We start from the raw sequence: 22,036 nt of genomic DNA on the forward strand, positions 1-22,036 counted from the left end.
ACTGATTGCCCCCATGCGAGAAAGACTATGACCACAAACACATCATACGCATACTACCCCGGATGTTCGCAAATAGGGACGGCCAAGGAATACGACATGTCCTGCCGCGCCGTTTGCGAGCATCTTGGCATCGAGCTGCGCGAAGTGCCGGACTGGAGTTGCTGTGGCGCTTCTCCTGCACACAGTCGCGGCAAGGACCTGCAAGCCGCTCTTGCAGCACGCAATCTGGAGCTTGCCAGAAGCACGGGCGCAGAACAGATGACAACGCCTTGCCCAAGCTGCCTCGCTGCATTGAAGACTGCGGGGGAATACGCCGAGGATGCAGAAAAGAACGAGCTTTTGGGGAGGCTGTGCGGCTCTCCCATACAGGGAGCCTTCCCGTCCCGCTCTTTGCTGCAGGTGATCTATGAAGACTATGGCGTGGATGCGCTCAAAGACATGATCACCGCGCCTCTCAAGGGTATGAAGATGGCCCCCTACTACGGGTGCCTGCTGACCCGTCCCCCCGAGCTGATGCAATTCGACGACAGGGAAAACCCTGTCTCCATGGACGAATTGATGCAGGCTGCCGGCGCTACGGTCGTAGACTTTCCTTTTAAGGTGGATTGTTGCGGCGCCAGCTTTGGTGTGCCCCGGCTGGATATGGTTTCCCGCCTTTCGGGCCGCATTGTGGATATGGCTGTCCGTTGCAAGGCCGACGTCATCGTGGTTGCATGCCCCTTGTGCCATCAGAATCTGGACATGCGCCAGCCACAGCTCACCATTCACGGCGCCACCAAACCCTTGCCCGTCATTTATTTCACCCAGGCGCTGGGGTTGGCCATGGGCATTGCGCCCCATGTTTTGGGGTTGGACAAGCACTTCGTTTCAACTGACGCCCTGCTGCATGGCATGGCAGGAGCAGCAGCTCGTTCCGAAGCCGCATTATCTGAGGAAAGATCATGAAAATAGGAGTATTCGTCTGCCTTTGCGGCAGCAACATCGGCGCCACTGTCGACGTGGCCAAGGTGGCAAGCATCGCCGAGGGCTTTTCCGACGTGGCTTATGCCAAGGCTGAAATGTACGCCTGTTCCGAGCCGGGGCAGGAAAGCATCCGCAACGCCATTGAAGAGCGCGGTCTAGACGGCGTGGTTGTGGCGTCCTGCTCGCCCAGAATGCACGAAAACACGTTCCGCCGCACCGTGGAGCGCGCCGGCCTGAACCCTTACATGTTCGAGATGGCCAACATTCGCGAGCATGTCTCCTGGGTCAGCCAGGATGTGGAAGCCAACACACGCAAGGCTTCCGAACTGATCCGCGCGGCTGTTGAAAAACTGCGGTTCAACCGTGGCCTCAAGCGTTCGCAATTCGACGTGAACAAACGCGCCCTTGTCATCGGCGGGGGTGTTGCAGGAATCCAGGCAGCCCTGGACCTGGCCGAAGGCGGCCTGCAGGTCATCATGGTCGAGCGCGACCCGTCCATTGGCGGCAAAATGGCCAAGCTGGACAAGACCTTCCCCACGGTGGACTGCTCCACCTGTATTCTGGGGCCCAAGATGGTGGATATTGCCCAGCACCCTTCCATCACGCTGATGGCCTACTCGGAAGTGGAAAGCATCTCGGGCTACGTGGGTAATTTCAATGTGACCATCCGCAAGAAAACGCCCTATGTCGAGTGGGAAAAGTGCACGGGGTGCGGGCTCTGCATGGAGAAATGCCCCAGCAAGAAAAGCCTGGACCGGTTCAACGAAGGGCTGGCGCCGACAACGGCGATCAACATCCCCTTTCCCCAGGCTATCCCCAAGAAAGCCACCATCGACCCTGAGTTCTGCATGAAGCTTGGCAAGGGCAAATGCGGCGTATGCGCTAAAATCTGCCCTACCAAAGCCATCAATTTCGAAAAGCAGGACGAACTGATTGAAGAGGAAGTGGGCGCCATCATCACGGCCACGGGCTACGATACATTCGACCCTGCAGCCTATGCCGAGTACGGGGCAGGCCGCTATCCCGACGTCATCACGTCCATGCAGTACGAGCGCATGCTCAGCGCCTCTGGCCCCACCAGCGGCCACCTGAAGCGCCCCTCTGATGGCAAGGAGCCCAAGACCGTTGTCTTTGTGCAGTGCGTTGGCTCGCGTGATCCATCCATAGGGCGTCCCTATTGCTCGGGCTTTTGCTGCATGTACACGGCCAAGCAGGCAGTATTGACCAAGGACCACGTCAAGGATTCCGAGGTCATTGTCTTTTATATCGACATCCGCGCCCCATTGAAGGGGTACGAAGAATTCATCGGCCGCGCCAGGGAAGAATACGGCGTCCGCTACTGTAGGGGGCGCGTGTCCTCCATCTACCGCGCTGGGGACAAAATGGTTGTCCGCGGTGCTGACACGCTGCTCGGCGCGCAGGTGGAAGTGGAAGCCGACCTGGTGGTGCTGGCTGTTGGCGGCCAAGCCACAAAGGGCGCCGTCAACCTGGCGGAAAAGCTCCGTATATCCACGGACCAACATGGCTTTTACATGGAAGGGCACCCCAAACTGCGCCCTGTGGAAACCAATACTGCAGGCGTCTTTTTGGCAGGCGCATGCCAGGGACTGAAGGACATTCCAACGTCCGTCGCACAGGGCAGCGCAGCCGCCGCCAAGGCGTTGGTGCTGCTATCCAAGGACAAGCTGGAGTCCGACCCCCAAGTGGCGCATGTGAATCAGAAACGCTGCATTGGTTGCGCAAAATGTGTTTCTGTCTGCCCCTTTGGCGCTATCCAACTGGTCGAGACAAGAGGCGGCGCTCTCAAGGCCGAGGTCATCGAGACCGTGTGCCAGGGCTGTGGCGTATGCAACGTGACGTGTCTGGACAAAGCCATCCAGCTCGATCACTTCACTGACGATCAAATCCTTGCCGAGGTAAATGCACTATGTCGGGAATGGCAAGTAACGAGTTAAAAATAGTAGGTTTCTTGTGTAACTGGTGTTCTTACGGGGGCGCCGATACCGCAGGTGTTGCGCGCTTCAAGCAGCCCACGGACCTGCGTATCATCCGCCTGCCCTGCACTGGGCGTATGGACCCCTTGTTTGTGCTCAAAGCGCTGCTGGCAGGCGTAGACGGCGTACTGGTTTCGGGCTGCCACCCCTTTGATTGCCACTACACCTCCGGAAACTTTATGGCCCGCCGCCGGCTGGAAGTGCTTGCGCGTTTTTTGCCCGTGCTGGGCATTGATCCGCGCCGCTTTGCCTATACCTGGGTCTCTGCGGCCGAGGGCGCAAAGTGGCAAAACGTCGTCACCAGCTTTACAGAAACCATCCACGAGCTGGGGCCCGCCCCCCGTGTAATGGAACCGGAAGACGCGCCTGCGCGCTTCCAGGAGGGATTGGAAATATGGCCGAGTTAGCAGCACTGAAACAAGCGGTGCTGGAAGTGCTGCCCACAGTCGACGCCGTCATCGGTTGGAAGCGCGGCTTCGATTCACTGCGTGCAGTGCCCTTCTTCATGCGCACCGAAAAAGATGTGGAAAAGCTTATTTGGGACCCGACCTGCGTACAGAACCTGGCCACCTTTCTGCCCCATGAAAAAGGGCGCAAGATCGGCGTCATAGTCAAAGGGTGCGACAGCAGGACCATAATCCAGCTGCAAAAGGAAGGTCTCATCGACGAACAGGAAGTCACTGTCATCGGTTTATCCTGCAGCGGCGTCATCAGCATTGCCAAACTGAAACAGGATATGGACCTGGACAGGGTAGAATCCGCCACGGTGAGCAACGATGCCGTGGAGCTCACCTGCGGCGGCGAGGTCAAACGTTACACCATGGCAGACATCCTTCCGGACAAATGCCAGTCATGCAAGTATCCCAATGCCTTGCATTTTGACCGCTTTGTTGGCGACCCCATAGAAGCGCCCGAAAGTGAGCAGGACCCCTATGCCAGACTGGCGGCCTTTGAGGCGCTGAGCCTGGAAGAACGTTTCGAGTTCTGGAAACGCGAAATGAGCCGTTGCATCCGTTGCTATGCCTGCCGTAACGCCTGCCCCTTATGCGTATGCAGGGACCACTGCCTGGCGGAATCGCGCCAGCCGCACTACCAGTCACAGGAAAGCGACGTAACGCAGAAATGGTACTTCCAACTGATCCATGCCACCCACGTGGCCGGCAGATGCACGGAATGCGGTGAGTGCGAACGCGCCTGCCCCATGGGCATTCCCGTGCTGCTCTTCAAGAAGAAGCTGGGACAGATCATGGCTGAAGTTTTTGAATACGAGGCGGGTATCGACCTGTCTTCCACGCCTCCTTTGCAGACGTTCCAGGCTGAGGAGGAAAACATCATGGAGAAAGAGTGGTGGTAGTCGAAAGCCGTTTTCTCGCCCATGAAGGACCTGCCGGCGTGGAAGCCTGGCTGGAGCAAATGGCCAGCAAAATGCGCGTCATGACGCCCGTGCGCGAAGGCATATCGGTCGTCTTTCGCGACCATGTCGCCGGCGCCAAGCTGCAGTTCGAGGACCATGCCGCAGCCGGACCCAAGTCGGTTGTTTTTCCGCAAACCGAGTACCTGATGCGGTTCAAGGCCGAGCGCACCGCCCCAGTTGGGGGGCACAGACGCCTTGAGCTGGAACCCGTATATCCGGACGAAGACATCCTCCTCTTTGGCGCAAACCCATGTGGAGCACGCGGGCTGGAACTCATAGACAAGGTCTTTCTTGAGGGCGAATACGTTGACCCTTATTACAAGGCCAGACGTGAGCGGACCGTAATCGCGTCCATATCCTGCGAGACTCCTGGCAATGCATGCTTTTGCCATTGGGTCGGCGGTGGCCCCGGTGACACCAGAGGTTCCGACCTGCTGCTCACCCCTGTCTCGGGCGGGTATCTTGTGGATGTGGTGACCGAAAAAGGGAAGGCCTGTGTCGGCGAAACCCTGCCTGTAGCCACCAAGGAACAGCAGGAAGAGGCCGCAGCCGCCACCAGCAAAGCCGCAGCGGCCCTGCCCCAGGCGCCGGACATTGCGGAATGCCGCGACAAACTGCACGAAGCCTTCTCTGACATGGACTTCTGGAGTGATGTTGCGGGGAACTGCATCCATTGCGGCGCCTGCACCTACTACTGCCCCACCTGTTATTGCTTCAACATCACAGATGAGGCTTCCGGTCTGGCGGGTGAGCGCATCCGTTCCTGGGATTCGTGCATGTTCCCCCATTACACGCAAGAGGCCAGCGGCCACAATCCGCGCTCTATGCGCGCCCACAGGATGCGCAACAGAGTACTGCACAAATTCGGTTTTTACCCTGAACTCTATGGCGAAAACTCTTGCACCGGTTGCGGCCGTTGCATCCGGCTCTGCCCCATGGGCGTTGATATCCGCGAAATAGTCCTGAGCGCCATGGAAAGGGCCACGGAGGAAAGCAATGCGTGACGCGGCAAATCCGTATCTGCCAGATTTGGCGACAATCATAGACGTTGTCGAAGAAACCCGGGACATCAAGACCTTCCGGGTGGTGCTGGACAACGAGGAACGCATGAAGGCCTTCAGCTTCATGCCCGGACAGGTGGCCCAGCTCTCGGTTTTCGGGACGGGCGAATCGACCTTTGTTATCAATTCGCCGCCAACCCGTATGGATTACCTGCAGTTCAGCGTTATGGCCACGGGTGAAGTCACCAACAGGCTGCATACGCTTTCTGCCGGTGACCACGTGGGGGTCCGCGCTCCCTTGGGCAACCATTTTCCCGTCGAAGCCATGAAAGGGCACGATCTCGTTTTTGTTGCCGGCGGTATCGGCATCGCCCCCCTCAGAACGTTGATCCTTTACTGCCTGGACAACCGCGAGGATTATGGAAAGCTCACCGTACTTTATGGTTCCAGAAGCCCTGCCGATTTCTGCTACAAGGAAGATCTCGAGGAATGGCGCAACGATCCCGACATCGAACTGGTGCAGACAGTGGACAACGGCACTGACGACTGGGAAGGGCGTGTGGGGCTCGTGCCCCATATCCTGGAAGAGATGGCGCCCAAAGCAGACAAAGCCTACGCCATTACCTGCGGCCCGCCGATCATGATCAAGTTCACGGTGCAATCCATGGACAAGCTCGGTTTTCCCGCCGAGCGCATCATCACCACCCTGGAGCGCCGTATGAAATGCGGTATCGGCCTTTGCGGCCGCTGTAATATCGGCTCAAAGTTCGTGTGCAAGGACGGGCCTGTTTTCAGTAAACAGGAAATGGACCAGCTACCCGTGGATTTTTAGGACGATTTATCCACGCAAAACATTTCCCTGTAGCAATGGGAGATTGTTCCAGATGTGGTTTTACACAAGACCCAAATGCGAACTGGACATTGTTGATGGGGTATAAAGCAAGAGGGGAACCTTTCCAGAAAAAGGTTCCCCTCTTGTGATTGCAGCACAACTATTTGTTTTAATTCTTTTCGTTAGATTCTTTTGATTTTCCGTTTGCAGCCTTCATCTTGCGAAACAATGTCGTCCTGTCCACACCCAGGATTTCCGCGGTCTTGGTAAGTGACCCATAGATCGCCAGGGTCTCGTTGATGACCTCCTGCTCGATGTTCCGCATGATCTCTTTGAGCGATGCCTCCCCAATATTGAACGAATGCATGAACGGGTGCACGTCGTTGCAGCTTTTGCTGCCATTGATGGAGCGCGGCAGATCGGCGCAAGAAATATAGTCCTTGGTGTTGGTCACCACCACGCTATGGATGGTGTTTTCCAGTTCGCGGACATTGCCGGGCCAATTGTGCTGGAAGAGAATGTTCTCGGCATCGCGCCCCAAAGACATATTCTTCTCGTACTTGTGATTGAAACGATATAAAAACACCCTGGCAAGGGGCAGAATATCATCCTTGCGCTCACGCAAGGGGTGGATATTCAACACGGCGACCTTCAGTCTGTAAAAAAGGTCGCTTCTGAAATTTCCCTTCAGGACTTCATCTTCCAGATTCTTGTTTGTCGCCGCTATGATACGCACGTTCACCGATGTCACTTTGGTGGAACCCAGGCGGATGATCTCCTGATCCTGAATGGCGCGCAGCAGCTTGGTCTGCATGGTCAGGGAAAGTTCCCCGATCTCATCCAGAAACAATGTCCCGTTGTTGGCTTTTTCAAAAAAGCCTTCTTTGCCCTTGGTATTGGCGCCGGAAAAAGCGCCGGAAGTATATCCGAACAACTCGGATTCTATAAGTGTTTCCGGGATGGCGGTGCAGTCCATCTTCAAAAAGGGCTTCTCTGCGCGATGGCTTTTCTTATGGATTTTGCGGGCCACGATGTCCTTGCCAACACCTGTTTCCCCAAGAATCAGGACGGCGGCGTCAGTAGGCACGATGGTGCTGATGGAAGACAACAAATTCAGCGAAGCCTCACTCACCGCAACCATCCCGTCGTCCTGAAAAACACTTTCGGGATTGAAGTTGGATACTTGGCGTTGGTAGGAATCGATGAGCGCCCGCTGCGAGGTCAGCTCCTTTTTGAGCCGGGTAAAGGCCGTGATGTCGCGAACAAATGTCACAACGAGTTCGACCTCTCCATGGTTGTTCTTCACAGGGTGGCCATGCAGGACCACCTTGCGCCCTTTGACCTCCTGCACGGATGTGGTTTTGGACCCGCTGGAAACAACCTTGGGATTGACCACGGTATTAAAGAATCCATCCTGCTGCAGCTCCTGCACATTCTTGCCGATCAACTCCGGGGCCTTGACCCCGACAAGTTCCTCATAGGCAGCATTCACCAATAATGTCTTGCCCGCGGAGTCGGAAATGTAGACGCCGTCCTGGACGGTATCGATGATGTCGTTGAAGTGGGCCAACAACAACTCATAACCTGCATCCGAATTATCAACCATTGCGCCCTCGTCGGACTGCTATACGTTAACGTCAAATCACGCGCATATTACACGCACCGGCTCAAAGCTTCAGATGAAATCAGAGCGCCGGAACCATACACATGGGCCTATTCAGTGAATATGTTACAATTTTCTCATAAGCAAGAACTGCGCCAGACAAGTCAATGTCGTTTCCGTAACGTTCTGAAAAAAAGCAGTTTCCCCACCCATTCCCGCATGTTTTGGCAAGGTATTTGCTGTCCAGTTTTCCGATCTTAAAAGATATTCGTTTTTAAGTGAACTGATCGCGCCAAGGCAATCGGCGAGGCAAGCGCGTACAATGCAAGGTGACAGCGAATGGCTATGATTGACTCTTTTCTCGACGCAATGGAACGACGCCCTCTGGTCAGTGTTGTTGTCGGGTCGTTGATGATAAGCTTCTCTGCCGTCTTCGTGAAGCTGGTTTCCGTGGGACCGGATACCGCTGCTTTTTACAGGGTCTTTTTTGGCGGCGCAGGACTGGCGTTGTTATCCCTGGCCATGCGTGAACCACTGCGTTTTTATCCAGGCGCCCTCGCTTTGTTGGGCGCTGCGGCTATCAGCCTGGCCATCGACCTCACGGCCTGGCATCGCTCCATTGCCCTTGTTGGTCCGGGGCTTGCGACCATTTGCATCAATTTCCAGGTTTTCATAGTTGCCCTGGTGGGGTGGGCCGTGTACAGGGAGACCCTGCGCCCCAGGATGGCAGCGGGCATGTGTCTGGCCCTGGTCGGATTATGGCTTCTTGCCGGGGTGGATGTGGTTCATACCACGGACACCGTATGGGGCGTCAGCTGGGGGTTGTTGGCCGCTCTGGGCTTTGGCGCATACATTTTGTTCGTTCGCGCATCGCAGGATCGCCCCCGTAAAATGGCGCCTGTCGGCAACATGGCCGTCGCGTCTCTGGCGACTGCCGCCCTGCTAGCGATTTTCTGTACGGCAGGGGGCACGTCTCTTGCCATCCCCACCCTTTGGGACGGCGCCGTACTTCTTACGTATGGGCTGGTTTCCCAAGGCATCGGATGGCTGCTCATTTCCATTGGCCTGCCCCGGGTAAAGGCTTCTGTGGGCGGACTGACAATTCTGATCATGCCCACATTTTCCTTTATCTGGGATATACTTTTTTTCTCCCGCCCTACAGGATTTTGGGGATTTTGCGGCGCAGTTCTCGCCATCACCGCCATTCGTTTGGGACTCGGCGGTCAACGTAAAGCAGCAGCGCCCTCACAAGGAGCGTAATAGTATGAGTATGGATCTGTTTGAAAAAGTACTGGCTCGCACGCGCAAGCCCGGCCCTGTCACCAAACGCCTGCCCAAAAGCATTGGCACCCTCAAGTTCGCCACCATGCTTGGATGGGGCGGCGCGGCTCTGGCCCTTGCCAGCGGCCTTTTCCCTGTGGAACTGGGACTGGTGACGGAATCCGAGCAACGGCTCGGCGCTTTTCTGCGCAGCCTGCCCCTGGTTGCCGTTTTCGCTGGGGTTGCTGTTTACATGCGCTTTTCACTGCTGGGGCGTTTTATGCAAGCGGCAAAGATGTTCCCCAAAGCAGAAAAGCAGGAAATGCGCATGCGTTGGACCCCGGCCATGGCTGTTCTGCGCAAGGTGGTGGAGCTCTACCCCGCGCCTGTCTATGACGATGCAGCGGAAGACAGCGATGCCACGGAAAAAGACAACGAGCCCGACTACGACAACCCGGTTGCACGGGCAGTAGTGGAGAAAAATTTGCGCCGCTTCGACCTGGCAACCTGGGTTGCCCCCGTCACCGTTTATCTGGACCTGAATGATCCCGAACGTCGCGTGCTCATCGATGACGGACGCTTTCTCTACGCAGGGAGCATACTGGCAAAAGATGAACCGCTGCCCTCCCCGATCAAGCGCAACGGCGTCATACTGCTCTATGCTCTTTTTGTTGCGCTTCTGGCCGGCATAGAGGCCTGGTATTCCAGTGGAGCCGAGGCAATTTTCTAGCCCGTAGTTATTCCAGAACTGTATGGAACTCTACATAGCAATGACATGTGTCGGCTTCCTGGCCGGCGGCTTGCAGGGCCTGACAGGCTTTGGCACCGTTATGGTGGCTTTGCCGCTGTTCACCATGCTGGTGGACATCAAGACCGCGGTACCGCTCATTGCATTGCTGGGGCTGTTTATCAACGCAGTGCAAACCGCGCAGTTACGGCGCGATGTGGCCTGGAAACTGCTCCTGCCCATTCTCCTGGGTTCTCTGCTGGCCATTCCCATTGGCGGGCAGCTATTGCGGATAGTCCCTTCCTTCTGGCTGCAGGCCTTTTTCGGCTGCATCCTCATCTGCTTCGTGCTGTTCACCATGTATGTGCGCCCCCGTAAACGTCCCCTGCATGCGGCCTGGGCCTGGATTGCGGGGCTGGTGTCCGGCCTGCTGGGCGGCAGCATCGGGGCCAACGGTCCACCGGTCATCGTTTACGCCACCCTTGGCCCCTGGAACAAGGAGCAGACCAAGGCCATGCTGGTGGCCTACCTGTTCGGCAATTTCATCCTTATTTGCGCCTACTACACGATCACTGCCGTCTTTACAGGGCAAATCGCCGGCTACTTCGCCGCCACCATGCCCGGCACCCTGCTGGGTATAGGCGCGGGCACCCTGCTTTCGCGCCGCATCGGTGAAGGCGGCTACCACAAGCTGGTGCTCCTGATCCTGCTCATACTCGGCGTCACCATGATCTACAAAAGCATTACAGCCTGAGACATCACGCAACGCATTTTGTCTATTGCTCGTAAAATGTACCCGGACAACTCATTTTTGCCGATTTCAAGGTAAAGGAATCAGCGTAGAAGTAATATATAATACGCCGCTCCACCTTGCCTTCGGGATCAAAAACACACGTGCCCAGCACCCCTTCTCGCGAACAAGGGGCAGGCGCAAAGATTCCATTCGCGCTGTCGCACTCGCTCTTCATTCCGGCCTCATTCGCAGCCGCGCCCACAAATTCATAGCAGAATCCCATGAACTGATGCACATCGCAGGACCCTGCGGGGGCGTTTTCCTGCGTAAATGCTGCGCCTTCGCTACCAGAGAGCAAAAGCGCCCCCCCAGCAGTAAGAATAGAGAGCGCCATCCAACAACAGCGCAGCAGTGAACGAGCCATCGCAGACCGGCACTTACTATTACGACACATAGCATCACCTCCTCCCCATACACGTGAAGGCAAACCGCCTGTTCCACCTCGCCGTGAAAAGCAAGCTTCGCAGCATGCGTCTATAAGCAATACGTCTAGGAGCAATACGTTAGGACCCATACGCCCCTGGAATAATACTACCATGGTACGTGATATGTTCTTTGACCTTCTGCAACAATATAGCGTCATTTTCACGGTTTTCGCCAGCCCCGTCTGCAGTTGCGCACCCCTCACAAAATATCAAGAGACTGAAATATTGAACAAAAACATTTGTGAGAAATGGGACGAACCTGCGACAAAAAACCCTTGACACTGATGGGAAATATAATCTACCCAACTGGTGGGTTTAAATACCTACTCGACGAGGAGGTATTTTAGCCTACTCATTTGGAGGGTTTTTTAGAAACAAAGGCGCCTTGGGTCTTACGGCATATGCAGCAGGCGCGCCGAACCAGCTGCAAGCCGCGAAAACAGGGTGATGTGTGTGGTCAAAATCAGGAAGCTGGGCCGCTCCTGTATGTACCGCGCAACGCCCAACGTCAGCGAAAGAGGGAGCGAACATCATGGCACACAGGAAAATTCTCGTGGGAATGACATGTTTCCTGGTCGTCTTGGCAGCCATGCTCGGACTGGCCATGGACGTCATGAGCATTTCCGACGCGTCGGCCACCGTCGAAAAAGCCAGGCCCGGCCTGGTGCTTGTCGACGCAATAGCCGAAAAGCAGCAGCTGGAGATGCCAGCCGCCGTGTTCCTGCACGACAGGCACACCCAGGCGCTGGAGGAAAAAGGAAAAGACTGCGCTGCTTGCCACAAGGAAGTCACCACAAGTCAGGGGCAGAAGGCGCTCGCTTTCTCCTTTGAGCGCACAGAAGAAGAAAGCAAAAGCATGAGCGCGGAAGAGCTCAAAGAGCTCTACCACAGCAAGTGCATCAGCTGCCACGCAGAAGACAAGGCCGCACGGGCCGAGAAGTTTGGCCCACAGGCTGGCGAATGCCGCACCTGCCACGTCGAAAGCCCTGAATACACGGCTGCAAGAAAGCCTGTAGCCATGGGCAACGCTCTCCACTATCGCCACTGGGGTTCGGAGAACATCCCCAAGGACAAGGGCCTGGACACCAATTGCGGCGCCTGCCACCACGAATACGACAAAGCCGAAAAGAAGCTGGTCTACGTCCAGTATCAGGAAGAAAGTTGCAGTTACTGCCATACCGAAGATCCTGCCGAGAGCCCTGCCGTTGCGCCTGAAGAAGGCATGAAGCTGGATACCATGGACGCCTTTCACGCCCAGTGTGTGAATTGCCACCGTGACCTGCAAAAGGTCGGCGTTGAAAAGACCGGCCCTGTAGATTGCGCAGGCTGTCACGGCGCCGTGGCCCAGGACGAGGTCAGGGATGAGAACAAGGCCATGATCGAAAAGCTGGACGGCACGCTCCCCCGCCTCCCGCGCAAACAACCGGATGCAGCGCTGCTGCTGCCGACTGTGGATGCCAAAGCCCCTGCCGTTGCGCAGGAAAGCAAGGCAGGCGTCATGCCTGTTGCTTTTGACCACAAGGCCCATGAGCAGAGTGTGGAATCCTGCGCCACCTGCCACCATAAGAGTGTTCAGGCGTGCAGCACCTGCCACACGCTCGGTGGCAAGGAAGAAGGCGGTTTCGTAACCATTGAGCAAGCCATGCACCAGGTGGATAGCGACAAGAGCTGCATCGGCTGCCATGCGGAGCAAAAGGCCAAGCCCGAATGCGCCGCCTGCCACGCAACCATGAAGGTTACCCCACAGCCCGCCGCAGACTCCTGCAGCTCCTGCCACATTGAGCCGCAAGCACCTGCAGAACAGCCCGCCGCAACCACTGACGAAGAGGGTGCAAGCGAAGAAGCTCCGGCCATGACCTTAGAAAAGCCGCTGCTGCCGCTGCCACTGCCTGAAAGCAAGGAAGCCAGACAAGCCCTGGCCCAGAAAATCGTGGATATGCGCAGCGACGAACAGAAGCTCATCGATGTGAAAGATATTCCCGAAAAGGTGGTCATCGGTTCCCTGGCAGACCAGTACAAGCCCAGTGAAATGCCCCACCGCCAGATCGTGCTGAAGCTCGCCGAGAATATCAAGAACGACTCCCTGGCAGGCGCATTTCACGCCACCAGCACCACCCTTTGTCAGGGGTGCCATCATAACAGCCCGGCTTCAGCCACACCGCCCAGCTGCAAAAGCTGCCACAGCAAGCCCTTTGAAGAAGGACGCCTGGGGCGCCCGGGTCTGAAGGCTGCTTACCATGGCCAGTGCATGGACTGTCATACCGCGCTTGGTCTGGAAAAGCCGGCAAACACTGATTGCACTGCCTGCCACGCTAAAAGCGATAACGGATAGCCTCAAGGAGAACGGACACATGTTGCGCAGAAAATTCCTGGGACTGCTGGGCGCAGCCGGAGCTAGCATCGCCGCGCCCATGAAGGCTGGAGCCGCGGGCAAGGAGTTCAAGGGCTATCCCGGAAGCAAGGGCGTGCTCTTCGACGCCACCCGCTGCATAGGCTGCCGCAAATGCGAGGCGGCCTGTAACGAGGTCAACGAGCTGCCAAAGCCTGAACGCCCCTTTGATGATCTGGACGTCTTGAACACCAAGCGCCGGACCCACGCCGACACCTTCACCGTGGTCAACAAGTACAGCATCGAAGGCAAGGGCGCGCCCGTATACCGCAAATTCCAGTGCAACCACTGCCTGGAGCCTGCTTGCGCCTCGGCTTGCTTTGTAAAGGCCTTCAAAAAGGAGCCGAGCGGCGCAGTGACCTATGACGCCTCGGTATGCGTGGGGTGCCGCTATTGCATGGTGGCCTGCCCCTTCGAGGTGCCTACCTATGAATACGATGAGCCTCTTACGCCGCGGGTGCGCAAATGCACCCTGTGCGCGCCGCGTCTGGCGGAAGGCAAACTGCCTGGCTGTGTGGAGGCCTGCCCCAAAGAGGCGCTGACCTTTGGCGTACGTGAAGACCTCATTGATATCGCACGCGAGCGTATCAAATCGCAGCCGGACAAATACCTGGACCATATCTACGGCGAGAAGGAAATGAGCGGCACGAGCTGGCTTTACCTTTCGGGCGTGCCCTTCAGCCAGATCGGCCTGCGTGAGGATTTGGGAACCGTTTCAGCGCCAGAGCTCACATCCGGCGCCCTGGCGGCGGTCCCCATGGTTGTGGGCGTTTGGCCTGTCTTGCTGGGCGGCATCTACGCCATCAACAAGCGCAAGGAGATCATCAACAACCTCGAAAAGAAAGACGCCGTGAAACACGCCCTTTCCAGGGCGAGCGCCGAAGCCGAGAAAAAGCTCAGCGATGAGCTCAGCAAGGCTGAAGTCAACAACAAGCGCCGCATCGAAGTCGAGGTCAAGAAGGCCGTTGAAGAGGCGCTGCAAGCCAAAGAGCAAGACGGCGAAAACGAGGAGGAGGGCGCCTGATGTCCACCGCACAAAACTCCGGCTCCAAGTCGGTATTCACCCCGTTCAACGTGATTGCCGGCCTGATCATCATCGCCGGCCTGATCGTGACTGTGCTGCGCTTCACCAAGGGCATCGGCGCGGTCACAAACCTAGACGACAACAACCCCTGGGGCATCTGGATCGGCTTCGATCTGCTCTGTGGCGTCGCCCTGGCAGCCGGTGGATACACCACCTCGGCCGCCTGCTACATATTCGGGCTCAAGCGCTACCATGCGGCTGTGCGGCCTGCCATTCTCACGGCATTCCTGGGCTACGCCCTGGTTGTGCTGGCCCTGCACTACGATGTAGGGCGCCCCTGGCGTCTGCCCTACCCGGTGTTCGTCCAGCAAGGCACCACATCCCTGCTTTTTGAAGTGGGTCTGTGCGTGTTCTTATATCTTACGGTACTGTTCATCGAGTTTCTGCCCGCCCCCTTTGAATGGCTGGGCAAGCCGAAGGTCCGCAACTTTCTGGTCAAACTGACCCTTGCGCTGACCATCTTCGGCGTGGTGCTCTCCACCTTGCACCAATCCTCCCTGGGCGCCCTGTACCTCATTGCGCCTTCCAAGCTGCACCCCTTGTGGTACACGCCGTATCTGCCACTGTTCTTCTTTGTGTCGAGCATAGCGGCCGGCCTTTCCATGGTCATTTTCGAGGGCTCGCTTTCGCACCGCTTCCTGCACTCGAAGATGGACGAAGGCTACCTGAACAACCATGACGATGTTGTCTTTGGTTTCGCTCGCGGCGCCTCCTGGGTGCTCTTCGGTTACTTCGCCATCAAGATGATCGGCGTTGCCTACGGCAACAACTGGCACTACCTGGCTTCGGGCTACGGGGTCATCTTCCTTATTGAAATGCTCTGCTTCGTTGCCCTGCCATCGTTCCTGTACGCCGTTGGCGCGCGTGACAAGAACAAGCAGCTTGTGAAGTGGACTGCGATTCTGACGGTAATCGGCATCATGTTCAACCGCTTCAATGTCTCGCTGATAGCCTTCAACTACCACCTGCCCGCCTCTGAACGTTACTTCCCGAGCTGGTCCGAAGTCGTGATCTCTCTGTTCATCGTCACGGTGGGTGTAGTTGTCTTCAGATTCATCGCTACCCGGATGCCGATCTTTTTCGAGCACCCTGCGTATAAGGGCGAGCACTAAAGCATGCTTCCTTGCTGCCCGGCTTCCCCTGCAGCAAGGAAACATTGTGCCAGTGAAATGCAAAAGAGCATCCGGCTATTCACTAGCGAAGATGCACTAATTTTGGAGGGCAAATAGCATGGAATTTCATACTTTACAGGAATTCTACACCCATACCAAAGGTGTCGTTTATCTTATCATGGGAGGCATACTGGTTGCGGCGACTCTGTACTGGTCCTTCGTAATGGGCGGCAAGGACGATACGCCCAGCAGATACGATGAAGATCACGGACACAAATAAGACGATGCTCGAGGAGACGACACATGTATGATTTCTTGACAGGACCGTTTCTCTGGGTGGTCTTCATCGTCACCTTCGTGGGCCTGGCAGCACGCGTAGTGCTCTACATCAGAGGACTCAGCTGGCAGCTGGACCGTGTGGCCTATCGGCCGTACATGGGGCACGGGCTCAAGAGCGCTTCCCGCTCCATCCGCGCCTGGCTGATCCCTTTTGGATCTCATGGCTGGCGTGCGCGCCCCTTGTTCACCATCCTTTTCTTTGCTTTTCACATCGGGCTTCTGGTGACGCCTATTTTCCTGGCTGCGCACAACGTGATGCTGCAGGAAAACCTGGGCTTCAGCCTGCCGGTGCTCCCGGCCAGCGTTGCCGACGTGCTGAGCTGGACCGTGATCGTGGGCGGCCTGTTCATGGCGCTCAGGCGCATAGCCTTCCCTGAGGTGCGCATACTGACGACCATGTACGACTATCTGCTGCTGCTCATCACTGTAGCGCCCTTCATCACCGGGCTCATCGCCCGTTACGAGTTGGGCGATTACGACACCTGGCTGGTTCTGCACATCCTGACCGGAGAGATTTGGCTGCTGAGCCTGCCGTTTACCAAGCTCAGCCACGTGGTGCTCTTTTTCATGTCCCGGATGCAGCTGGGTATGGACTACGGCATCAAGCGCGGCGGCATGAAAGGCTCCAGCATGAGCTGGTAGCCGTCACGGCCGAGACGAAACAAGCTTCAAAGACAGGAGAAGCGTCATGCCTGAAGGAAAGCTGTGTAACAGGCGCCCCATCAATGATGAAGAGCAGCTCAAGCTGACTCTCAGCGACAAGGGCGGCAAGCAATATTACCAGGAAATGGAAGAACTGGATGTGGATACCGCCAAGCTGTGGGCCACGATCCAGAAAACCCTGAAATCCCGGACCAAAACCTGGCTGGACATTTGTGCTCATTGCGGCCTTTGCGCAGAGAGCTGTTTCCTCTACCAGGTCAACGGACGCATTCCGGAACAGGTGCCATCTTACAAGATCCAGTCCACACTCGGACAGATGGTCAAGAAAAAGGGCAAGGTGGACAACGCCTTCATGCGCCACTGCATGGACGTGGCCTGGAGCCGTTGCACCTGCTGCAACCGCTGCGGCCAGTTCTGCCCCCATGGTATTGACATGGGCGTCATGTTCTCATACCTGCGCGGTTTACTTTACTCGCAGGGATTCGTGCCCTGGGAACTGAAAATCGGTTCCGGCATGCACCGTGTTTATCGCGCCCAGATGGACGTGACCACTGAAGACTGGGTGGAAACGTGCGAATGGATGGCGGAAGAGAACGAAGAGGATTGGCCCGGGCTGGAAATCCCCGTGGACAAGGAAGACGCGGACATCATGTACACCTGTAACGCCCGCGAACCCAAGCACTACCCGGAAGACCTGGCCGAAGCCGCCATTCTGTTTCACGTGGCGGGTGAAAACTGGACCGTACCTTCCGAGGGGTGGGAACAGACCTCTTTGTCCATGTTCGCCGGCGACTGGGAATGCTGCAAAGACAACGTCGCCAATGTGTATTCCGCCATTGAGCGTTTGCGCCCCAAACGGGTTATCGGCACGGAATGCGGCCACGCTCACCGCGCCACGGTTATCGAGGGTCCCTACTGGGTGGGGCGTCAGGACGGGCAGCCTCCCGCGCCCTATATCCACTATGTGGAGTGGCTCGAGGAAGCTCTGCGCACCGGCAAGATCAAGATCGACCCCGAAAAACGCATCAAGGAGCCCGTCACGCTGCAGGATTCCTGCAACTATGTGCGCAACCACGGTCTGAAGGAAGTCACGCGACGGATCATGAGCTACCTTGTTGAGCCCGGCTACTTCCGTGAAATGGCGCCCAACAAGGAATACAACTACTGCTGCGGCGGTGGTGGCGGCTTCAACGGCATCGGTAAATACCGCCCCCAACGTAACGTGGCCCTGCGCAAGAAGCTGGAGCAGATTGAAGCCACGGGCGCAAAGCTCGTTGTGGCGCCGTGCCATAACTGCTGGGACGCCATCCGCGACCTCGAAGAAGAATACCATATTGGTATCCGCTGGTCCTTTCTCAAACCCTTGGTGATCAAGATGATGGTCGTTCCTGATCATCTCAAGATCCAGGACGAGGAAGAATAGCCCCTGGCCCTGCCGTATGAACCGTCAGCACTGAACGAGGTATCACATGAGCAAGAAAATCCTGTTGGCGACCACGGGCTCACCCGCCAGCTTTGGGGCTGCGCGCGTAGCCTTCGAGATGGCCAGGCGCTACAACGCTGAACTGCTGCTGTTCCACGTTGTCGGGGTTCCGACCAAGGCCTATTCGCAAATCGTCAACGACGTGCGCACAGGTGAGGAAGTACAGGTCGACGACGACTACATGCAGTGGGTCGAGGACGAGCTGAAAACAACTTACGCGCAGCAACTGGAAGGCGCCGGTCAGGTGCGCTTCCTGCTGACAACCGGCGTGCCGCAGCGGGAAATCCTGCGTGCAGCACGCAATGAAGACGTTGACCTTATCGTGATGGGGGCAAGTTCCGGTGGCAAAGACCACCTGAACAGCAGAGGGTACCCTGGCAGCACTTTGCAAAAAGTCGCCAAGGCCGCCAAGTGCCCGGTTATGACCGTGCACCGCGAATCCGCTTCATACAAGGGCGGTTTCTCCAACATTCTCTTTGGCACGGACTTTTCCAAGCAGGCATTGAGCGCCTTCAAGTACGCGCTCAACGCTGCCAAGGAGTTCGACTGCGATCTGACCCTGTTCCACGCCCTGGACATCAGCGGCAAGGTGCTTTCCCAAAACGAGATCGAAGACAAGCTCATGGCTGCACGCAAGCGCATCCGCGAGACCTACGGCTCGCAAATGGACGATTTCAAGAACTATGACATCGAGGTGTGGGAAGGCGTTCCCTACGTGGAAATCGTCAAGCTTGCGCGCGAGCGCATGGCCGACCTGATCGTCATGGCGCACCATACACAGGATCTGGACCCAGAAGCTGCAAAGCTGGGCTCCACCATGGAGCAGGTCATCCTGCGCGCCAACTGTCCCGTGGTCAGTGTGAACAAACCGGACAAGGTGTAGCTGTCCGAGTGCTGGCATATACGGCAACGGGTTTATAAAAAAAACCGCAACCGGCCGTGGGGCGGCCGGTTGCGGCAACAACTAAGGATTGGGCGCCAATCCCAGTCGACTCAGGAGGATACTGCAATGTCCAAAAAGATCATGATCGTTGACGATGACCCGGAAATTCGCTCGTACCTAACCGAGCTGCTCACCGACAACGGCTATGCGGTCGTAGCCGCCGCAGATGGTTCCGAGGCGGAAGACCTGGCAATCCAGGAAAAGCCTGATCTGATCACCCTGGACCTGGAAATGCCCCAGGAATGGGGGCCTAAATTCTACCGCAAGCTCACCCAGAATCCTGAACTCAAACGGATTCCTGTGGTTGTGATCAGCGGTCTCAATGCCAATAAATACGCTATTCAAAAAGCAGTTGCAAGCCTGACCAAGCCCTTCGATCCCGATCAGTTGATCAAGATCGTCAAGGAAAACATCGGCTAACATGTTGGAAAACAGGCAACTACACCGGCGTCGTCCTGCTTTGCAAGGCGCTGCAGCATACCGGGCGACGCCGGGCTTACAATCAAGACTTGTAAATGCGCACAGGTTTAGTATTCGCTCATACTCACAGGCGGGAAACACATCCTGCAAAATAATGTTGTGAGGTAATGGGCATGCCAAAAAAAATCATGGTCGTGGATGACGACCCCAATATCGTGGATTACCTCGTCAGTGTCTTTGAGGACCACGGCTACGAAACCTGCCGCGCATTTGACGGAGTAGCAGCATATGATGTGGCCAAGGCGGAAAAGCCTGACCTCATCACCCTGGACCTGGAAATGCCCCATGAATGGGGGCCAAGATTTTATCGCAGGCTGACGCAGGAAGACGATTTTTCACACATTCCGGTGATCGTCATCAGCGGGCTTTCGGGTATCCATCTGGCCATTAAACGTGCTGTGGCCACGATAAAAAAGCCCTTTGACCCGGCTGAGGTGATCCAGATCGTACGGGATGCCATAGGGGAGTAGCCAGGCAGCAGGAGGCGGCTCCCCCCGGAAACGACTGCGTTTTTGCAAGACAACCGCTGGAGTCGGAATGGACGGCAAAAAGCTGATGCTGGTCGACGATGAGGAAGGCATACGCCGTTTTCTCGGGCTTTCCCTCGAAGACCTGGGCTATGAAGTCAAGACTGCGGCCAATGGCCAGGAAGCTCTTGCGCTTTTTGAAGATTTTGCGCCGCCGATAATCTTGACCGATATCAAGATGCCCGTCATGGACGGCCTTGAATTGCTGCGTCGGGTCAAGGAGCTTTCCCCCGAAATAGAAGTTGTCATCATCACTGGTCATGGCGATCTGGATCTGGCGATTGAAGCCCTGAAAAACGACGCCGCCGACTTCATCACCAAGCCCATCAACGACGACGTGCTGGAAATATCTCTGGAGCGCATCAGAGAGAAAATCCGCATGAAGCGCCAGTTACGTGAATACACCGAAAACCTTGAGCGCCTTGTAGAGGAAAAAGCCAGGCGCATCGTGGAACTGGAACGCCAGACCACGGCATGCAGGGTGGTGGAGAGCCTGAGCACTGCGCTGACCGATGCGGCCAACGAAGTGGAGACCGATTCCGGTATTTTCAACGAGCTCCCCTGCCTTGTTTCCGTACACAACAGAAATCTGGAGATCGTTGCCTGCAACAAACTTTTCCGGGAGCGCCTTGGGGACTGCCAGGGGCTCAGAAGTTTCGAGATATACACCTGCCGCACCTCCGCGGAAAAAGACTGCCCCGTGCGCATGACCTTTGAGACCGGCAAGGGGCAGCGCAGCAAGGAAACTCTCATCGGCCTGGAAGACGAACCCATCCCCGTCACGGTGTACACCGCCCCCATCCCGGATAACACGGGCAAGATAGATCTTGTGCTGGATATTTCCGTGGACATGACCGAGCTCAGCCGGCTCAAGGAAGAGCTTCTGGCCACCCAGCTCAAGTACCAGCGTCTTTTTGACGAAGCCCCTTGCTATATTTCCGTCCAGGATACGGGCTATACCATTGTGGAAGCCAACCGCCGCTTTCTGGAGGACTTTCCCGACGCTGTCGGCAAGCGCTGCCATCGTGTCTACACGCACCGGCAGGACCCATGCGACGGGTGCATGATCCGCCAGACGTTTGAGAAGGGCGAAAGCCAGCAAATGGAAACTGTGGTCACCACCCGCAAAGGTGAGCAAAAAAACATTCTCGTCTGGTTCGCCCCCATCCGTAATGCCTTTGGGGAAGTGCACCAGGTAATGGAAATGTCCACCGACATCACCGAAATCCGTCGGCTGCAGGATCATTTGACGTCCCTCGGCATCATGCTGGGGTCCATGTCCCATGGGGTGAAGGGCATGCTCACGGCGCTGGACGGCGGCATCTATCGGTTGGAATCCGGCATGCGCAAACAGGACGAAGAGCGCATTACCGGCGCCGTGTCCACACTCAAGGTCATGATCGGGCGCGTGAAAAAGATGGTCCTGGACATCCTCTATTATGCCAAGTCCCGCGATCTGGAAACCGAGGAAGTGGAAGCGTCCAGATTCCTGCTCGATACGACCGAGCTTGTGCGCGAGAAGGCTGAAGCGGCCGGCATTGCCTACAACTGCGACATTCCCGAGGAACTGGGCACACTGGAGCTGGATGCCAGCGCCTTTTCCGCCGCTCTGGTCAATTTTCTGGAAAACGCTGTGGACGCCTGCGAAACCGGCCGCAAGGAAAAGCCGGGCATCAACTTTTCCGCCGCTGCAAAGGATACCGGCCTTGAGATCATCATAGAAGACAACGGTCTGGGCATGGATGCCGAGACCCGGGAAAAAATCTTCACCCTATTTTTCTCTTCCAAAGGCAAGAAAGGCACCGGCATCGGGCTGTTCATCTCCAATCAGACCATAGAGCAACACGGTGGCGCCATCGAGGTGGAATCGGAACTGTCCAAAGGCACCCGTTTCATCATTACCGTGCCCAGGCAAGTGCCGCGACGTATTGACGCCGCCCGTCCGTTACGGGAGTCGTGTTAACGATCACGCTACTGGGGGGGGACATGTGCGCATTCAGACAG

21 protein-coding genes are annotated in these 22,036 nt (G+C 56.6%); 19 read left to right on the forward strand and 2 right to left on the reverse strand.

The genetic code is table 11. The features are described from left to right. Positions 1 to 27 precede the first annotated feature (27 nt). Genes ACZ5EH_RS03660 through ACZ5EH_RS03685 form a run of 6 tightly spaced genes read left to right on the forward strand, consistent with a single transcriptional unit; the run spans position 28 to position 6,204 of the window. On the forward strand, positions 28 to 945 hold the full coding sequence (locus ACZ5EH_RS03660) for a CoB--CoM heterodisulfide reductase iron-sulfur subunit B family protein (protein WP_464276778.1): 918 nt from the start codon (positions 28 to 30) through the stop codon (positions 943 to 945). Further along, a complete protein-coding gene (locus ACZ5EH_RS03665; RefSeq protein WP_464276779.1) occupies positions 942 to 2,918 on the forward strand; it encodes a 4Fe-4S binding protein in 1,977 nt (658 codons plus the stop codon). Before ACZ5EH_RS03660 ends, ACZ5EH_RS03665 begins: the two co-directional genes overlap by 4 nt. Next, positions 2,891 to 3,364 carry a hydrogenase iron-sulfur subunit gene (locus tag ACZ5EH_RS03670; protein WP_464276780.1) on the forward strand — a complete coding sequence of 158 codons (474 nt, stop codon included), beginning with the start codon at positions 2,891 to 2,893 and terminating at the stop codon, positions 3,362 to 3,364. Before ACZ5EH_RS03665 ends, ACZ5EH_RS03670 begins: the two co-directional genes overlap by 28 nt. After that, entirely contained in the window at positions 3,352 to 4,311 is a 960-nt protein-coding gene (locus tag ACZ5EH_RS03675; protein ID WP_464276781.1) for a 4Fe-4S dicluster domain-containing protein, read from the forward strand. Before ACZ5EH_RS03670 ends, ACZ5EH_RS03675 begins: the two co-directional genes overlap by 13 nt. Continuing rightward, on the forward strand, positions 4,302 to 5,375 hold the full coding sequence (locus ACZ5EH_RS03680) for a 4Fe-4S dicluster domain-containing protein (RefSeq protein WP_464276782.1): 1,074 nt from the start codon (positions 4,302 to 4,304) through the stop codon (positions 5,373 to 5,375). The genes ACZ5EH_RS03675 and ACZ5EH_RS03680 overlap by 10 nt, the downstream gene beginning before the upstream one ends. Continuing rightward, positions 5,368 to 6,204, forward strand: coding sequence for an FAD/NAD(P)-binding protein (locus tag ACZ5EH_RS03685; RefSeq protein WP_464276783.1), 837 nt, complete (start codon positions 5,368 to 5,370; stop codon positions 6,202 to 6,204). The genes ACZ5EH_RS03680 and ACZ5EH_RS03685 overlap by 8 nt, the downstream gene beginning before the upstream one ends. Positions 6,205 to 6,373: 169 nt before the next feature. Here the strand turns inward: ACZ5EH_RS03685 and ACZ5EH_RS03690 are convergent, their stop codons facing one another. Continuing rightward, positions 6,374 to 7,810, reverse strand: coding sequence for a sigma-54 interaction domain-containing protein (locus ACZ5EH_RS03690; RefSeq protein ID WP_464276784.1), 1,437 nt, complete (start codon positions 7,808 to 7,810; stop codon positions 6,374 to 6,376). Positions 7,811 to 8,146: 336 nt separating this feature from the next. Between ACZ5EH_RS03690 and ACZ5EH_RS03695 the strand changes: the two genes are divergently transcribed. From ACZ5EH_RS03695 to ACZ5EH_RS03705, 3 genes are read left to right on the forward strand one after another with little or no spacing between them, the layout of a single operon-like run. Continuing rightward, a complete protein-coding gene (locus ACZ5EH_RS03695) occupies positions 8,147 to 9,067 on the forward strand; it encodes a DMT family transporter (RefSeq protein ID WP_464276785.1) in 921 nt (306 codons plus the stop codon). 4 nt (positions 9,068 to 9,071) lie between these two features. Continuing rightward, complete coding sequence (locus tag ACZ5EH_RS03700) at positions 9,072 to 9,797, forward strand: hypothetical protein (RefSeq protein ID WP_464276786.1); 726 nt, start codon at positions 9,072 to 9,074, stop codon at positions 9,795 to 9,797. Between the two features lie 22 nt (positions 9,798 to 9,819). Further along, the gene (locus ACZ5EH_RS03705; protein ID WP_464276787.1) at positions 9,820 to 10,548 is read left to right on the forward strand and encodes a sulfite exporter TauE/SafE family protein; all 729 of its coding nucleotides are present in this window, start codon (positions 9,820 to 9,822) and stop codon (positions 10,546 to 10,548) included. Positions 10,549 to 10,570: 22 nt separating this feature from the next. Here ACZ5EH_RS03705 and ACZ5EH_RS03710 read toward each other — a convergent pair whose 3' ends face one another. Beyond that, positions 10,571 to 10,951 (reverse strand): hypothetical protein, encoded by a 381-nt coding sequence (locus ACZ5EH_RS03710; RefSeq protein ID WP_464276788.1) that lies wholly within the window; start codon positions 10,949 to 10,951, stop codon positions 10,571 to 10,573. A 593-nt stretch (positions 10,952 to 11,544) separates the two neighbouring features. Here ACZ5EH_RS03710 and hmcA point away from each other — a divergent pair. The 10 genes from hmcA (at position 11,545) to ACZ5EH_RS03760 (ending at position 21,995) form a co-directional block, all read left to right on the forward strand. Beyond that, complete coding sequence (hmcA, locus tag ACZ5EH_RS03715; protein WP_464276789.1) at positions 11,545 to 13,344, forward strand: sulfate respiration complex hexadecaheme cytochrome HmcA; 1,800 nt, start codon at positions 11,545 to 11,547, stop codon at positions 13,342 to 13,344. A 19-nt stretch (positions 13,345 to 13,363) separates the two neighbouring features. Next, a complete protein-coding gene (gene hmcB / locus ACZ5EH_RS03720; RefSeq protein ID WP_464276790.1) occupies positions 13,364 to 14,425 on the forward strand; it encodes a sulfate respiration complex iron-sulfur protein HmcB in 1,062 nt (353 codons plus the stop codon). Continuing rightward, complete coding sequence (gene hmcC, locus ACZ5EH_RS03725; RefSeq protein ID WP_464276791.1) at positions 14,425 to 15,597, forward strand: sulfate respiration complex protein HmcC; 1,173 nt, start codon at positions 14,425 to 14,427, stop codon at positions 15,595 to 15,597. The genes hmcB and hmcC overlap by 1 nt, the downstream gene beginning before the upstream one ends. Before the next feature lie 118 nt (positions 15,598 to 15,715). After that, positions 15,716 to 15,877 carry a sulfate respiration complex protein HmcD gene (hmcD, locus tag ACZ5EH_RS03730; RefSeq protein WP_464276792.1) on the forward strand — a complete coding sequence of 54 codons (162 nt, stop codon included), beginning with the start codon at positions 15,716 to 15,718 and terminating at the stop codon, positions 15,875 to 15,877. Between the two features lie 23 nt (positions 15,878 to 15,900). Beyond that, positions 15,901 to 16,578: a sulfate respiration complex protein HmcE gene (gene hmcE / locus ACZ5EH_RS03735; RefSeq protein WP_464276793.1), complete on the forward strand. Its 678-nt coding sequence runs from the start codon at positions 15,901 to 15,903 to the stop codon at positions 16,576 to 16,578. Between the two features lie 46 nt (positions 16,579 to 16,624). Then, positions 16,625 to 18,022 (forward strand): sulfate respiration complex iron-sulfur protein HmcF, encoded by a 1,398-nt coding sequence (hmcF, locus tag ACZ5EH_RS03740; protein ID WP_464276794.1) that lies wholly within the window; start codon positions 16,625 to 16,627, stop codon positions 18,020 to 18,022. A 46-nt stretch (positions 18,023 to 18,068) separates the two neighbouring features. Beyond that, a complete protein-coding gene (locus ACZ5EH_RS03745; RefSeq protein WP_464276795.1) occupies positions 18,069 to 18,965 on the forward strand; it encodes a universal stress protein in 897 nt (298 codons plus the stop codon). Between the two features lie 126 nt (positions 18,966 to 19,091). Further along, positions 19,092 to 19,445, forward strand: a complete 354-nt coding sequence (divK, locus tag ACZ5EH_RS03750; protein ID WP_464276796.1) for a DVU0259 family response regulator domain-containing protein — start codon at positions 19,092 to 19,094, stop codon at positions 19,443 to 19,445. 173 nt (positions 19,446 to 19,618) lie between these two features. After that, positions 19,619 to 19,975 (forward strand): DVU0259 family response regulator domain-containing protein, encoded by a 357-nt coding sequence (divK, locus tag ACZ5EH_RS03755; RefSeq protein ID WP_464276797.1) that lies wholly within the window; start codon positions 19,619 to 19,621, stop codon positions 19,973 to 19,975. Between the two features lie 67 nt (positions 19,976 to 20,042). Beyond that, on the forward strand, positions 20,043 to 21,995 hold the full coding sequence (locus tag ACZ5EH_RS03760; protein WP_464276798.1) for a response regulator: 1,953 nt from the start codon (positions 20,043 to 20,045) through the stop codon (positions 21,993 to 21,995). Positions 21,996 to 22,036 lie beyond the last annotated feature (41 nt).

The organism is Desulfovibrio biadhensis (genome assembly GCF_055388615.1).

Excerpts from the sequence above, each read along its gene's own strand:
- hmcF (WP_464276794.1), top strand. The coding sequence starts at position 16,625 with ATGCCTGAAGGAAAGCTGTGTAACAGGCGCCCCATCAATGATGAAGAG.
- ACZ5EH_RS03745 (WP_464276795.1), top strand. The coding sequence starts at position 18,069 with ATGAGCAAGAAAATCCTGTTGGCGACCACGGGCTCACCCGCCAGCTTT.
- hmcB (WP_464276790.1), top strand. The coding sequence starts at position 13,364 with ATGTTGCGCAGAAAATTCCTGGGACTGCTGGGCGCAGCCGGAGCTAGC.
- hmcC (WP_464276791.1), top strand. The coding sequence starts at position 14,425 with ATGTCCACCGCACAAAACTCCGGCTCCAAGTCGGTATTCACCCCGTTC.
- hmcA (WP_464276789.1), top strand. The coding sequence starts at position 11,545 with ATGGCACACAGGAAAATTCTCGTGGGAATGACATGTTTCCTGGTCGTC.
- ACZ5EH_RS03690 (WP_464276784.1), bottom strand. The coding sequence starts at position 7,810 with ATGGTTGATAATTCGGATGCAGGTTATGAGTTGTTGTTGGCCCACTTC.
- ACZ5EH_RS03695 (WP_464276785.1), top strand. The coding sequence starts at position 8,147 with ATGGCTATGATTGACTCTTTTCTCGACGCAATGGAACGACGCCCTCTG.
- ACZ5EH_RS03660 (WP_464276778.1), top strand. The coding sequence starts at position 28 with ATGACCACAAACACATCATACGCATACTACCCCGGATGTTCGCAAATA.
- ACZ5EH_RS03675 (WP_464276781.1), top strand. The coding sequence starts at position 3,352 with ATGGCCGAGTTAGCAGCACTGAAACAAGCGGTGCTGGAAGTGCTGCCC.
- divK (WP_464276797.1), top strand. The coding sequence starts at position 19,619 with ATGCCAAAAAAAATCATGGTCGTGGATGACGACCCCAATATCGTGGAT.
- ACZ5EH_RS03700 (WP_464276786.1), top strand. The coding sequence starts at position 9,072 with ATGAGTATGGATCTGTTTGAAAAAGTACTGGCTCGCACGCGCAAGCCC.
- hmcE (WP_464276793.1), top strand. The coding sequence starts at position 15,901 with ATGTATGATTTCTTGACAGGACCGTTTCTCTGGGTGGTCTTCATCGTC.
- ACZ5EH_RS03665 (WP_464276779.1), top strand. The coding sequence starts at position 942 with ATGAAAATAGGAGTATTCGTCTGCCTTTGCGGCAGCAACATCGGCGCC.
- ACZ5EH_RS03760 (WP_464276798.1), top strand. The coding sequence starts at position 20,043 with ATGGACGGCAAAAAGCTGATGCTGGTCGACGATGAGGAAGGCATACGC.
- ACZ5EH_RS03670 (WP_464276780.1), top strand. The coding sequence starts at position 2,891 with ATGTCGGGAATGGCAAGTAACGAGTTAAAAATAGTAGGTTTCTTGTGT.
- ACZ5EH_RS03705 (WP_464276787.1), top strand. The coding sequence starts at position 9,820 with ATGGAACTCTACATAGCAATGACATGTGTCGGCTTCCTGGCCGGCGGC.
- hmcD (WP_464276792.1), top strand. The coding sequence starts at position 15,716 with ATGGAATTTCATACTTTACAGGAATTCTACACCCATACCAAAGGTGTC.
- ACZ5EH_RS03685 (WP_464276783.1), top strand. The coding sequence starts at position 5,368 with ATGCGTGACGCGGCAAATCCGTATCTGCCAGATTTGGCGACAATCATA.
- divK (WP_464276796.1), top strand. The coding sequence starts at position 19,092 with ATGTCCAAAAAGATCATGATCGTTGACGATGACCCGGAAATTCGCTCG.
- ACZ5EH_RS03710 (WP_464276788.1), bottom strand. The coding sequence starts at position 10,951 with ATGGCTCGTTCACTGCTGCGCTGTTGTTGGATGGCGCTCTCTATTCTT.